This is a genomic window from Pseudomonas sp. MPB23, assembly GCF_046605395.1.
Lineage (GTDB): Bacteria > Pseudomonadota > Gammaproteobacteria > Pseudomonadales > Pseudomonadaceae > Aquipseudomonas.
On record NZ_CP176771.1, the window covers coordinates 5442392 to 5456551 of the forward strand.

10 protein-coding genes are annotated in these 14160 nt (G+C 63.3%); all 10 read right to left on the bottom strand.

The window, feature by feature from the left end:
- Nucleotides 1-151: 151 nt before the first annotated feature.
- Nucleotides 152-1225: a glucuronyl hydrolase gene (locus tag ACLH0J_RS24560; protein WP_411389435.1), complete on the bottom strand. Its 1074-nt coding sequence runs from the start codon at nucleotides 1223-1225 to the stop codon at nucleotides 152-154.
- The gene (locus tag ACLH0J_RS24565) at nucleotides 1222-2382 is read right to left on the bottom strand and encodes an MFS transporter (RefSeq protein WP_411389436.1); all 1161 of its coding nucleotides are present in this window, start codon (nucleotides 2380-2382) and stop codon (nucleotides 1222-1224) included. Before ACLH0J_RS24565 ends, ACLH0J_RS24560 begins: the two co-directional genes overlap by 4 nt.
- Nucleotides 2379-3515, bottom strand: coding sequence for an acyl-CoA dehydrogenase family protein (locus tag ACLH0J_RS24570; protein ID WP_411392886.1), 1137 nt, complete (start codon nucleotides 3513-3515; stop codon nucleotides 2379-2381). The genes ACLH0J_RS24565 and ACLH0J_RS24570 overlap by 4 nt, the downstream gene beginning before the upstream one ends.
- Complete coding sequence (locus ACLH0J_RS24575; protein ID WP_411389437.1) at nucleotides 3515-5164, bottom strand: class I adenylate-forming enzyme family protein; 1650 nt, start codon at nucleotides 5162-5164, stop codon at nucleotides 3515-3517. Before ACLH0J_RS24575 ends, ACLH0J_RS24570 begins: the two co-directional genes overlap by 1 nt.
- A complete protein-coding gene (locus ACLH0J_RS24580) occupies nucleotides 5161-6975 on the bottom strand; it encodes a CoA transferase (protein WP_411389438.1) in 1815 nt (604 codons plus the stop codon). The genes ACLH0J_RS24575 and ACLH0J_RS24580 overlap by 4 nt, the downstream gene beginning before the upstream one ends.
- Nucleotides 6976-7060: 85 nt before the next feature.
- Nucleotides 7061-7333 carry a MoaD family protein gene (locus ACLH0J_RS24585; protein ID WP_411389439.1) on the bottom strand — a complete coding sequence of 91 codons (273 nt, stop codon included), beginning with the start codon at nucleotides 7331-7333 and terminating at the stop codon, nucleotides 7061-7063.
- A 52-nt stretch (nucleotides 7334-7385) separates the two neighbouring features.
- Nucleotides 7386-7793 carry a Mov34/MPN/PAD-1 family protein gene (locus ACLH0J_RS24590; RefSeq protein WP_411389440.1) on the bottom strand — a complete coding sequence of 136 codons (408 nt, stop codon included), beginning with the start codon at nucleotides 7791-7793 and terminating at the stop codon, nucleotides 7386-7388.
- Nucleotides 7794-7797: 4 nt separating this feature from the next.
- Nucleotides 7798-8970: a molybdopterin-synthase adenylyltransferase MoeB gene (moeB, locus tag ACLH0J_RS24595; protein ID WP_411389441.1), complete on the bottom strand. Its 1173-nt coding sequence runs from the start codon at nucleotides 8968-8970 to the stop codon at nucleotides 7798-7800.
- A gap of 218 nt (nucleotides 8971-9188) precedes the next feature.
- Nucleotides 9189-11699, bottom strand: a complete 2511-nt coding sequence (locus ACLH0J_RS24600; protein ID WP_411389442.1) for an aminotransferase class III-fold pyridoxal phosphate-dependent enzyme — start codon at nucleotides 11697-11699, stop codon at nucleotides 9189-9191.
- A 20-nt stretch (nucleotides 11700-11719) separates the two neighbouring features.
- Nucleotides 11720-14134, bottom strand: coding sequence for a decarboxylase (locus tag ACLH0J_RS24605; RefSeq protein ID WP_411389443.1), 2415 nt, complete (start codon nucleotides 14132-14134; stop codon nucleotides 11720-11722).
- Nucleotides 14135-14160: the final 26 nt, after the last annotated feature.

Here is a 14160-nt window from a genome sequence, read left to right on the forward strand (position 1 = left end):
TATAGGTGCGGAGGCTATGGTACTGAGCGACGCTGGTAGAGCTTAAGTGCACTTTCTGCTCCGTTGATCCCCAAATCCCGATATCGGATGGATTCAAAAGCCTAATGGGGTTTCCCGTTTATATCAGCAGTATCAGCGCACTAAGCCATTCTCAAATGTGGCGCGGATCGATCTCTGCGGCCAACGACATCAACGCCGCTAACAGGAAAAAGCTGCCACAGACCGATTCGACTTTCTGCTCCAGCGCCGGCGAGGTGCGATAGCAATGCCCGATGAAACGGCCGTCGTCAAAGTCGCTGCCACGCACGATGGGCGCGAGCAGCCGACCTGCCTCCTGTAGCAGAACCTCCCCATCTGTGTAGTCCCGTGCCTGTGCTTGCAGGGCCAGCGAAACCATGGCAGCGGCGCAGGGGTCGTTCGGCCCGTCGGTGTGATCAAGCCGATTGAGCGGCGCCTCCATTGGCCGGCTGCGCAACCAATACTGGGTAGCCCGCTGGGCGTCATCCCTGAATGGCACGCCGTATAGGCGTGCGCCGATGCCCAGGCCGAGCATGGCCCAAGCCTGCCCGCGCGACCAGTTGCCAGGACGGTCGCCGGGCTGCCACTGCCCCTGCACAGACTGTGCGTGACTGCTCCAAGCGCCACCTATGCCGGCACAGGCACGAAACGAGACGTGCAGATGCTGGCGCCCGAGGTTCAGCAGGCCAGGGTCGGCGCTCAGGGCGAACAGGTTCAGGGTCGCCGCCAACGGGTCGATGCTCAGGCGCTGATCACCCTGCGCGCCGCCGCCCAATTCGCGGCCCAAGGGAATGCAACAGAGGACCGGATCAAACGCATGGGCAAGCCGTTGCGTGGCCGCAGACGCCAACGCTGCAGCTTGGGGATCAGCCAACAACTGCGCCCCCAGGCCTGCGCCGTACCAGAAGATCAGGCTGCGATGATGGCTGTCGCAGTCGAGTTTGTCCCGCAAGCGTTCTGCGATGCGTAGTGCCTGCTGCCGGTCCGTCGGCCGCCCGGAGTGGACGGCACGCAGCCACCACAGGCCGGCCCAGAAACCGCCCAGCCACGAGCCACCCGCCGAGACCTTCCAGGCACCGTCGTAATACAGCGGGAAGCCCTTGCCGCAGACAGCATCGATCTGTTCCAGCCGAGACAGGATGGCCTCGATGGCCCGCTGTGTCTCGGCGCCAGTGAGGGGCCGGTCCAACACCACGATCGCGCTCATTTGCCCCCCTGCAAGCCCGCCGCAAAACGCTGGCGCAGCCGCGTCAACACCAGGCACAGCACACACGCCAATAGCACCACGCCGATGGGCATCGACCAGGCCCGGACAAAACCCAGCCCGAACAACGGCGGCCCCAGCGCAAACCCTGCGAAAAAACCCGCCGACAGCAAACCTGCCGACGGCGCCGGCGCGCCAAAGCCGGGGTCGCGCAGCACCATGCTCATGGCGATGGCATTGGTCGCAACTGCCGTCAAACCCATGCCCAGCGCACCGGCCCACAACAGCCAGTGACTATCTGCCGTGGCCTGCGACGTCAACCACAAGGCCAGGCTCGCCAGCAGCAAAAGCGCCAGCAACAGCCAGGACTCATCGGCCATGCGCGCCCCCAGTGGGGTGAGCACGGTCCGCGCGACAATCCCCATCACACCAAAGCCCGCGACCAAACCGCCAATCGCGGTGGTCGACATGCCCTGCCCTGCGGCAAACACCCCGAGAAAAGTCACAAAGGACGACAACACAATGCCCACGCACAGCTGGATACTCATTAACAAGCCCAGCCGTCCACAGGGCCGCACCACGTTGAAGCGCATCGGTTTAGCTGCATGCCGACCCGGCGCCACACGTGGCCCAAGCACCGCCAGCAACACCGCAGGCACTAGCAGACACGCCAGCGCTCCACGCCAGCCGAGGTTCGCCGCCAAGGTCGGCAACAGCGCGCCGGCAAACAAAGCCGATACCTGCACCCCGGACTGCTTCAAGCCCACCACCGCCGCCTTGAACCGGGGCTCAACCCGCTCGGCGATCAGCAGGTTGGTCACCGGGTTGGCCAGCGCTTGGGCGATGCCGCACACCGCCAACGCCAGCACCACACCACCGAACCCCGGCAGTACAGCGAGCAAGCTGTAGGAACCGACCGTACTCCAGAACAACAGCGCCAGCGCGCGCCGACTGCCAAGCCAATTGACCAGCGGTCCGGCCCATAACGACAGCAACGCGGCAAACCCGAAGGTGCTGGTGATCAACCAACCAAGCCACGGAGTGGGCACGCCGAGGTCGGCGACCATCAGCGGGCCGAGCGTGCCGACTGCGTAGAAGATCAGCATCGGCAGGGCCATGGCGCTGGTGAGTACTACACGCAACCCTGGGGTATTCGTCATCCCCGCGCCCTCGACCGTCCGGACGGTCGATCAAAGTCCAGCCCGCCCTCGCCGCAGTTGTCCAGCAACTGGCGACCCACTGCACTGATCAAGGCATCGTCGGTACCATCGAGAATATGGGTGGTGCGCGCGGTGCTGTAGATCCCCGGCAGCGGCGACCATTCGCTCAAGCCTTCGGCCCCCATGATCTGGATCGCCGAGTCTGCCGCCACGCTGAGCGCCTGGGAGGCGGCGACTTTGGCGATATTCACTTCAACACTGTTGTCCACACCCGCATCACGCTTGGCCGCCGCATCCTGCAACAACGCACGGGCGCTGGCGATGGCCTGGTACACGTTGAATACCCGCAGGCGCACCAATTGTTTGTCAGCCAGGCGCGCCTGCTGCCCACGCCCCGAGTGAATGCGCGCGCACATCAGGTCGAAACAGCGCTGGGCCAGGCCCAGCCAATGCACCGAACGCAGGATGCGCCCGAGTCCCAGGCGCTCCTGCATCAGCGCCAGCCCTTGCCCCGGTTGGCCAAGCACATGGCTCGGCGCGACAGTGACATCTTCGAAGGCCAACTCGCCTTGCCCGCTGAAGCGACCAAGGATCGACAACGGCCGTACCACGCGAAACCCCGGAGCATCCGTCGGCACGAGAAACATCGACAAGCCGTCCGCCGTGCGCGCAACCACCGTGACCAGCGCCGCACGTTCGGCGCGGCAGATAAACCACTTGCGCCCATTCAAGCGCCACTGGCCGTCGATCAACTCTGCATGGCTGGTGATGGTCGCCGGGATCGAGCCAATGCTGTCCGGCTCGGACATGCCGTAGCTGGACACTATCGACCCGCTCGCCAATGGTTCCAGAAAACGCTGGCGCACGGCTTCACTGGCATGTCGGCTGAGCATGTGCAAATCCAGCGTGGCGTCGTCGCCGAAAATCGCCGGCGCGTATTCCGAACGTCCCTCCTGCTCGGCAATCGCCAGGTATTCGCGCAGGCTGCCACGCGCCTGGGGATAAAAACTGCCCCACAAGCCTTCGGCCCGTGCCTGCTGGCTCAACTCGGCGATGAGTTGAGGGTTGGCTGCCAGTTCGGCTTCCAGAGGAATGATGCGCTCGTTGACAAAGCGTCGAACCCGCTCGGCCATCAGCATGCGATGCCCGCCCCGTTTTCCAGGAACGCCACTTCGGCGGCCAGGGATTTTTTGTCGATCTTGCCCGCCGGCGTCAGCGGCAACTGGCGATAGAAGCGCAGGTATTCCGGCAGTTTGTTGACCTCCAGCCCTTGCTCGCGCAGGTAGTCGGTCAGTTCGCTGAGAGAGAAACGCGGCGCGCCGTCGCGCAGGGTCACGCAGATGCAGACGCGCTGGCCGAGGTCCGGGTCGGGCACGGCGACGCAGGCGACGCTGACCACATCCGGGTGACTGGTCGCGAGGGTTTCGATCTGCACCGGGCTGATGTTTGCGCCGCCACGAATGATGATGTCTTTCTTGCGCCCGGCCAGAATCAGGTAGCCATCGTTGTCGATGTAACCGAGGTCTCCAGTGTTGACCCAGCCTTCGGCATCCCGGTATTGCGCGTCGAGCTCCGGCGCGTTCACGTATTGCATCGGGCTTAACGGACCACGCGCCTTGATTTCGCCGATGCTGCCCTGGGGCAATTCCACGCCGGCTTCGTCAAAGATCTTGATCGCACACACCGCAGGGTTTGGCCGGCCGACGCTGTAGAACACCACGTCTAGGGCATCGTCGAGGGTGTTGTGACAGTTCACCCCATCGGCCGAGCCATAGAGGCTGATAAAGCCGCAGCCGAACGCATCGACACATCGGCGCACGGTTGCTTCATCGATCAGCGAACCGCCGCAGATCAAACCGAGCAAGCTGGATTTATCCACCTGGGCCAGGCGCGCATCGGCAGCGATGCGTTGCAACATGGTGGGCACACCGAGGATGTGGGTCGGACATAATTGCGCGATGGCTTCAATCGCCGCGCCGACATCGAACTGCGGCAACACCGCTATCGAACCGCCGAGCCACGACAGGCTGCCAAACGTCGCGGTGGAGCCAAACGACGAGCCCAGCGGCACCAGGTACAGCCCGCAGAACGTACCGCCCTCGGGGTGAATGCGTTGCAGAAAGCGCCCGCGCCCGCCGACCAGGGCGTTGTGCGAATACGCGACCAATTTAGGCTCCGATTCGGTGCCGGAGGACACCAGCAACCGCACCGGAGAATTCGGGCAAACCGTGGGCAATTGCGCCTCGCTCAAGGGCTCGGCCTGGAACATCTGCGCAAGGCTCAGCCAGCCCTGGCGCGCCTCGCCTTCGACGATCAGCACGCGCAGCGACAACAGCGTCGGGCGCAGGCCCTCGATGACCTGGCACAAATCGATCCCGGCGTACTGCGCCGGCACGATCACCGCGCGCGCATCGCAGCGGCGCACCAGCGATTGGATATCCAGGCTGCCGCGCCCCGGTGGAAACGGCGCGACTACTGCACCAAGTGCCGCCGCTGCCAGATCGATGGCGCAACTGCGCCAGCTGTTGGTCAACTGATACGCTACTACGTCGCCGGCAACGATGCCTGCGCTGCGCAAACTGGCAGCCATGCGCAGCGCCGCATCATGCAGCTCGCCGTAGGTAATGCGGCTGTCGGGTTCAAGCACCGCCGGTTTGTGCGGCGCACGTTCGGCGTGCTCGCGAAACAGTTGGTAAACCGAACGGTTGGGATAGGTGCCGTCCTGTTCCCACACACTGCGCACAGCGGCGGGAACCAGATCGATAATGCCTGCGTTATTCATCGAAAACTCCAGTGAGCGTTGACCGAGGTATAGGCATTCACGCTTAAACACGTCTTCAATCGCCTGTCTTGAGCCAGGGCTGACAGGTCTTCTACGGCCACCGCGGCCGGGATGTCGGCGTCGCCCAGCACCTGTTGCCAGGTAGCCGCGGGTTGCGACGCCAGGGCGCTGCGAATCACTGCGTCACGTGTTTCAGGGGCGCTGTGCAGGTCGCTGCCGAGGAGGATTTCCAGCTGTGCAAGTTGCGCGGTGGTTTGGCAGTCGATGGCCAGCAGGCCGCTTTGCGTTAGGTACACGCCTTTGAGCAGGCTGGTCGGTTGCACGTCCTGCACCGTCAACAGGTTGGCCGCGCCGAGCAGCGAACTATCGACCCGCGCGCCCAGGCCGCTGAGGGTGCGATGCAGCAGCGCCGCACTCACGCCTTGGGCCGCGACCACGCCGCCCAGCACATCGAGCACGGTGAACAACGAACCGCCGGGCGTGTTCGAGGCTTGGCCGATCTGTTCGCCGACGCCGGACCAGGCCTGCACCATGAAGTCGGTGCCAGGCAACGGTTCGCCGGGCCGGTCGTGGCCCCAGCCACCGGCGTAGGCATACACCAGCGCCGGGTTGATGCGCGCCAGGTCGGCGCTGTCCAAACCGAGTTCCGCCGCTTTTCCCGGCGCCCAGTTGTGCAGGAACACATCTGCGTCACGCACGCGTTCGTAGAGTTCCTCGCGGCCCGCCTGGGACTTGATATCCAACTCACGGACCTGCTTGTGCCGGTTCAACGCGTCGAAGCGCACCGACACGCCGTCAACACAGGGCGGCATGCCACGCAGCGGATCGCCGCCCGGCAGCTCGACGCGGATCACCTCGGCACCGAGCAGCGCCAGCAAATGCCCGGCCAACGGGCCCTGGATGCGGCGGCAGGATTCGATCACGGTCAACCCGCCCAAGGGCAACGCCGAACCGTCCAACGCGGACAATGGCTGACCACTGGCGGCGCCAACGGCAAAACTCCACGGTGCCTGAAGGTCCCCATCGGCACGCCGTTCGGCCAGGCTGCGCAACGGGCACACCGCCATGCCGCTCAAGGCGCACAGTGCAGTGATACGCGCCATCGACAGACGCGCCATGGCCTGGCGGAACACCGGCGGCATCGGCGCCACCGCCTTGGCATACCGCAACAGAAAGGCCTTCCAGCCCTGCCCGGCCTGTTCCCCGTCGATACCGACCTGTGCCCAGAAGCGCCGCCACGGTTCGGCGTCGAGGGTTTCCAGTTCGAAACACACGCCATCCGCCGACATGAACGGCGGCCGGTTCTTCGCGCAGGTTGCACCCGGCAACAGGCGCTCAGCTTCGTCGCTCGCCGTGGCACCGGCCAGGTATTGGGCGATGCTCAACACGCCAGCACCAACCATGGAAGTGCGCACACGGCTGAAATCGCCGCCCCGCAGTTGACCGACTGCAGCAGCCATCACGCCTTGCAGCGCGAGGCTGGCGCCCAGTGTGGAGACGTAATCCACGCCCAGTCCCTGCGCCTTGCCGCTGGCCCGGCCGTGCACCGACATCAGGCCGCAGGCCGCTTGTACGGTGTGTTCGGTGGCGCCGCTGTGAGTGCCGTCGGCCCAGCCATGAATCTGGCCTTGCAGCGGTTTGAGATCGGGATGCAGCAGGCGGATGCTCAGTGCATCGACGTCACCGCTGTCGTGCGCAGCCAGGCCGAGCGCCGTCGCTTGGTAGCGCAATGACGCAGCTATCGACGCCAGCCCGGCCGGTGCAGTGGCAAAGGAGCCAGAGAGGCTACAGCCGTGTAAAAGAGAAGACATTCGACATTCGCCAGTAAGGTGATTGACCGCTGCACGCGCGACCTCGAGTGAGGTACGCCGCGCCAGCCCGAAACGCGGCAAGCAATCAGCCGCCCGCGACTGCCGGCAGGATGGTGATGGCGTCACCGGCCTTGAGCGCGGTGCCCAGGTTGTCGGCGAAACGGATGTCGTCATCGTTGACGTAGATGTTCACGAAGCGATGCACTTTGCCGTCGCCAATCAGGCGTTCCTTGACGCCTGGATAGTCGCGTTCCATCTGTTCGATAACGTCCAGAACTGTATTGCCTTGCACTTCAATGCGCTTCTGATCGTGGGTAAAAGTGCGCAATAAAGTTGGCACCATCACGGAAATCGACATGCAGAACTCCCTGAGCCTAATTTGGCCCATCTATGAATAATTGAATAACGTGTTAATTAACGATGCGGATAACTTCTTCCGTCACTTTGCCCTTGACGATACGAAAACTGCGCACTGCTACTTCAACTTCCGGCAACGTTGAAACAATCACGTAGTGCACCGCTGGATCACTGGCATAACCCACATCTTCGGCGCTGGGATAAGCCACGCTGGCAGTGTGGGAGTGGTAGATCACCCGGCACTCCTCGTCCCGTTCATCCAGCTCGCGCCACACCGTTAATTGCTGTTTGGGCGCAAAGCTGAAGAAGGTCGGCGAGCGCGCCGCGTTGTCCATCGCGATCAGTCGCTGGGCGGTGGCCTCGCCCACGGGGGCGGCAATGATGCCGCAGGTTTCCAGCGGGTGGTCGCGGTGCGCTTGTTCCTGCATTGCCTCTAGCAGGCCGGCGCGAATTTTCAGCATTGGGTCAGTAGCTCGGCAACGTCGGCTCGACGTCACGCACCCAGGCCAGCACGCCGCCGTCAAGGTTGCGCACGTTGCTGAACCCGCGCTGTTGCAACTCCAGCAGCACGGCCCTGGAACGCATGCCGGACTTGCAATGCAACACCAGGTTGGCGTGCTTGCCAAAGCGCGTTTCGATCAGTTGCGCGGTGTTCGGCCCTTTGGGGATATGTTGCGCGCCGGCAATGTGCACGATGTCCCATTCGGTCTGTTCACGCACATCGATCAGCAGCAGGTCTTCACGTCGCTCGCGCAGGGCCTGCAGCTCGCGGGCGCTGATGGACGGGATGTCCGAAGCCTGTACGCCCGTAGGCGCGAGCAGGCCGCAGAACGCCTGGTAATCGCTGAGGGCGGTAATCGGCTGACGTCCGGGCGCGCGGCGCAGGGGCATTTGGCGGTAGGACATTTCCAGGGCGTCGTACACCATCAGGCGACCCAGCAAGCTGTCGCCGATGCCGGTGATGAGCTTCACCGCCTCGGTGGCCATGATTGCGCCAATCGAGGCGCAGAGAATGCCCAGCACCCCGCCTTCGGAGCAGGACGGCGCCAATTCCGGCGGCGGCGGCTCGGGATAGAGGTCGCGGTAGTTGAGCCCGACTCCGCCGGGCGCGTCTTCCCAGAACACCGAGGCCTGGCCTTCGAAACGGTAGATCGAGCCCCACACATAAGGCTTGCCGGCCAGCACGCAGGCGTCGTTGACCAGGTAGCGGGTAGCGAAGTTGTCGGTGCCGTCTAGGATCAGGTCGTACTCACTGAACAGTTGCACGGCGGTTTCCGGCTCCAGGCGCAGGCTGTAGAGATTGACCTGCACATGGGGGTTCAAATCGCGGATCGCCGCAGCGGCGCTGTCGACCTTCAATTGGCCGACTGTCGCGACGCGGTGGATCACCTGGCGTTGCAGGTTGGATTCGTCCACCACATCAAAATCGATAATGCCCAAGGTGCCGATTCCGGCCGCCGCCAAATACAACAAGGCGGGCGACCCCAAGCCGCCAGCGCCAATAACCAATACTTTGCTGGTCTTTAAACGGCGCTGGCCATCAAGGCCGACGTCAGGAATTAACAAGTGCCGGCTATAACGGGTTATTTCATCGTTACTGAGGTGGGCAAGTGGCTCTACAAGTGCAGGAAGTTTCATCTCGAATACCTGTTTCTGAATGCAACTTATTCTCAAGTAAACACTTGGTTTAATCAATTCAATAGGCCATGGGTTTCATATGCATAAGGGATATTTTTGTATGCGTTTAATTAAACTCAAAACCTTCGCCTGGGAGGGGGGATGGATGTGGACTCAGATGTGGTGTGGCTGGGCGGTGTGACGATTCGACGAGCCCGCTCACTACAGGAACAGGTGGGTTAGGTGAGGAAGGTGGCCATGTCTTTGCACACTGCGCTGAACGCCTGCACAAAGTGCTGCGCCTCGGACTCGCTGAGCACCAGCGGCGGTTGGATGCGCATGACGCGGTTGTTGTTGGCGGTGACAAAGGTCAGCACGCCATGCTCCCTGGATAATTTGCTGACGAAGCGCAGCACGAACATTTCCTCGAAGTTTTTCTCGACCTCGCTGATCGCCTCTTCGATGTGCCGCTTGGCCTTGCCCGACAGCATGCGATAAGTGCCCGTCGCGTTACCCGGCATGCGGCTGGCGAATTCACGCACAAATGCCTCGACGCCGCCCTGGTAGCTGTACTCGAACTCGATGGCGATCATCAGGCCCAGGCCACGCACTTCGCGGATAAACGGGTAGTTGCTGACGGCTTCACTCAAGGCGTCCTTGAGTTGAGCGCCGACCCATGCGGCATTGCCGGCCAAGTCTTCACTGGCAATCACATCCAGCGTCGCCAGCGCCGAGGCCGAGGCGAAATTGCCGCCGCCGAAGGTGGACGTATGCAGCGCGAAGGTGTCGATGCTGCCGTAGGCGCGGTCCCATAGTGCCGCGCTGGACAGCGTTGCGCCGATGGGCACCGCGCCGCCGGAGAGGGATTTGGACAGCACCAGAATGTCCGGGACTACCGCTTCCCATTCACAGGCGAACAGCTTGCCGGTGCGGCCGAGGCCGGTCTGGATTTCGTCGAGGATCATCACGCAGTCATGCCTCGTGCACAGTTCGCGCACTTGTTGCAGATAACCTGCTGGCGGCAGGATCACGCCGCCTTCACCCTGGATCGGCTCAAGAATGAACGCGCCTACATCGCCTTGTTGCAGCGCGGTTTCAAGGGCGTGCAGGTCGCCGAAGGGAATCGAATCGCAGCGTGACAGCAGCGGCTTGAACGGGTCGCGGTGTTTGTCACGGCCGGTCACCGACAGCGCGCCGAGGGTCTTGCCGTGGTAGCCGTTGTCGCAATACAGCACGCGCGGGCGATGCATCGCAGCCATCGCCAGTTTCAAGGCAGCCTCGATGGCTTCGGTGCCGGAGTTGCTGAAGAACACGCGTTCCAGATTACCCGGCGCCAGCTCGCTCAAGCGCTGGGCGAGCAAGCTGGTGTGCAGCGGCACTGACACGTACTGCACAAAAGTCGGGTGCTGGTTGTGCAGGAACGCCTGCAACGCCTGGTTGACCTTGGGGTGGTTATGCCCGGTATTCAGGCAGCCATAACCCGCGACAAAATCCAGGTAGCGGCCGCCATCGAGGTCGGTCAGCCAGCAACCGTTGCCCTGGCTGAACACGCGTTCGATATGGTTGAACTGGTAGAACTCGCGCAGCACCGGGTTGATGTGCTGGCCAAAACAGCGCAGGGCTTCGGCGCGCAGTTCGGCAGGCGCTGCCACTTCCGGGCGGGCGCTGCTGCGCCGATGGAAACGCTGTAGTGACTGGAAATCATCGTCACGCAGGCGCTCACCATAGGAGGCCATGGGCGACGGCGAGAAGCCGTGCAGCTCGGCGATGCGACCGATTTCCAGGACCTTTTCTTCGGGCAATTCCCGGCCGATGGAGAACGCTTCGGCGCGTCCTTCCAACGCCAGCACCAGGGTTTCGGCGAGGCAGCCGTTCAGGAATTTCTTTGGCGCCAGGCCGAGGTTTTCGGTGCCGAACCGCAGGGCTTGGCTGGCCGAAACCAAGCCGCCGTCGACGATCAGAATGTCATTGCGGTCGTGGTTGAACGCCAGCACATCGCGGGGCAACGCGGCATCGATCACCACCGAACCGGGGGCCAGGCGATAGGGGTCGATCACGCCACCGCTGGAAGTCGCGGCAACGTAGAAACGCACCTCGTCGTAGCAACTGTCGATATCAGCCGTGAGGCGCACCTGGCTGTGCATGTCCTGCGATAAATAGGCCAGGCTTTCACGCCCCTGCTCGACACTGCCGCGATGCACCAGACGCAGGCGGCAACCATGGTGGGCGAGCAACTTGGCGATGACCAGCGCGATGGAACCCGGGTAGCCGACCACCGCGACTTCGCTGTCGGCCGGGTCCACTTCCAGGCGTTGCATGGCCTCCAGCACGTTCTTGTACGCGGCGTAGGCGGTGAGGGAGTTACCAGTGGTCACCGGCACGCCGCTGCGGTCCAGGGTCTGCACGCCGCGATTACCGACAATCGCGGTAAAACCGCCGAGGCCGACCAGTTGAGCGCCCTGCTCCTTGAGGCTGTTCACGCCTTCCAGCACACGCGCGGCAATGCTGCGCGGCTGGCTGAGCATTTGCTCGGCGGTCAACGGCAGGTAATGCAGGATGCCTTCGCAGGTGGCGCCGGTGGCACTGACAATGCGTCCGAAATCGGCGAATGGCACCAGGTTGCGCGGCTGCCACAGCTCGGGCTGATAGCCACGATCCTGCTCGGCGAGGGTGCGGTCCAGCAGGTCGATGATCTTCACTTGGCGTTGCAGGGCGATAGAGGTCGGGTGAGCGATAAAGCCAAATTTCATGGGGGAGTGTCCTTGGGGTCTCACTGACGGTTCCAGGCGGTTTCGGAGACCAGGCTCAAGCCATCGCCTTCCGAGTTGTGGGCCAGCAATACGTCGAAAATATTCAATTGTCCGGGTTGGGTCAGGGCGCTGCGCAGATGCGCTTCGTCGAAGCTCACCAGCCGCTCGCGGTTCAGGCTGATGCCGCCGAGGCGCTGCACGGGCTGCTCAGCTGCGTCGGGGGTGCTGACGGCGACCTGTTGCGCGCCGTTATGGGCGTAGCGTTTGTCGAGGTAGGTCTGGATCAGCGACAACACGCCGTTGGTGAGATAGAACAGCGTGACGTTGCGCTTCGGCGCGTCGGGGTCGTCGATCAGGCCCTGCGTCAACCGCGCCTCTATATCCGGCACCAGCGCACGGGCGCCATCGCCAACAAACGCGAGTACGTTGCCGCTGCCGGTCATGGCGATATAGGGCAAGGCCATCAGCCCGTCGCCCATCAATGCGCGCCCGTACCAGCCGGAAAAACCCGGACCGGTGCGCGGCACATTACGCAGTGCCGAAATGGCGCCGCGGCCCACGTCGTACACGCCGGTATAGCGATAGTCATGTCTCTCGATCAACTCGCGCACCAGGTTGCCGAGGCGGCGGAAAAAGTAGTTGGCGGTCATCGGCAGGGTTTCGATATGGTCTGCCGCCACGCTTTCGCTGGTCGCAGCCACTAGTGCCAGCTTGGCCCGGCGCAGGGCCAGCACCGCTGTCTCGACCTGCAGGCCACGCTCGACGTGATCGAGGAACACGTCCAATGGCACATCCAGCGCCAGGTCGGTGAACGGCGACAAATGCCGGGGTTCATGGTTGACCTGCACCACCCGCAGTTGGCGCTTGAGCTTGCCTTCGGAAAACGGCGTGGCGGCCTGATCGACCTTGCCCTTGAGAAAAAACACGCAATGGCTTTGCGGCCCGTTCAGCTCATGCCCGGTGTGCACGAACTGGTAGACCCGGCGACTGAAGCCATACAACGACAGCGGCCCGAGATAGTTCGGCATGGCGCGACCCTGGTGATACGGGCCAACGCTGCCAGGCTGGGTGATGCTGTCAGACAGCGCAATAGCGCCGCGCTCGGCCAATGCATGCACGCGCTGGCGCTGCTGATCGCTGAGCTTGCCGCATTGCCAGAGCAGGTGCAGTGGCTGGCGGTTGATCAGGTCCAGCGCCTGGTCCAGCGCGTCGATCTGCGTTCCGCTGAGCAGCGGATGCTCTATCGACGGCGCGGCGGGCAATGCCACATTCAGCGGCACTTGCGGACGCGACTCGAGCACGCCTTGGGTAGCCAGGATGAACACCGGTTCGGCGCGCTCGGCGAGCATGGCAAAGGCTTGCTCCAGACAGGCGCCGATCTCCTCGACCTTGCGGATAAACACTTGGCGCAGGCCTTTGGCCTCAATGACCTGGCGCCCATCATTGTCGTTGTCATGGGTGCCCTGGAATGCATACCAGACGTTTTCCGGGCTGTCAGCGCAGATGATCAGTCCCGGCGCACCGATGCGCTTGAGGTTGGCCAGGGTTCCACGAAACTCATCGATCATGCCCGACGTCACGGTGATCACATAGGCGCGGCCGAACAGTTGCCAGCCGGCCATGGCGCCCACCGCTAGGCTGTGTTCGTTGCACCCGCTGAGGCAACGCACGCCGGTGCCGGCGACGTTCTGCTGCATGGATTGGATCAGGCCGGCGACCATGGAGCCGGTGTAGGCATGAAAGTCCCAGCGCTCCTGCCAGCGGCTGCGCATAAACCGCGTGACTTCGGTGGCCAGGCTGACCGACAGCAGCGGGCCGCTGATGGAGCGCGCCAGCAGCCGGTTGAAGTGGGCATGTTCGAGGTGGTCGAGGATGATCCGCAACAGGTCCGCACGGCGCGCGGCGCGGTCGTCGTTGAACACGCGCAAGTGCCGGTTACCGCCGATGCGGTTCATCCAGCCGGGCAATGCTGACAAGGCGCAGTACAGCAGCGCCGAATGCGGTGACAGCCGCGCCTCGGGGGCTGCGGCGATCAGCGCGTCGAACGGATCCTCCGCTCCGGCTTCGGCCCTCTCGCCGAGGTCGAGAATAAACAACTCGTTGGACAACGGCGGGGTCTGTTGACGCAAGCGCGCCTCGGCGGCCTGCACCGAGGTAAAGCTCATCAACCACATCTCGGGCAACGCCGCCGCATGCGCCGGGCTGCCTTGCAGGTAACGCCGGGCCTGGACCATCAGCGTTTCCAGCACTGCATCGCTGCGCGGCCGTGGGCCCAGGGCCTGGTGCATCTCTTCGCAATCGCCGCCGGTGACGGGCCAGTCAGCGGCACGCGGGAGCGGCTGCAAGCCGGCCTGCAAATGCTCGATGACAAACGTCACGTCCTCAATCAGCGGCTGGGCCTGGGTAATCAGACAGATACCTAAGGTTGCCTTCATGAACTTATCCCTATTCAAATCAGACT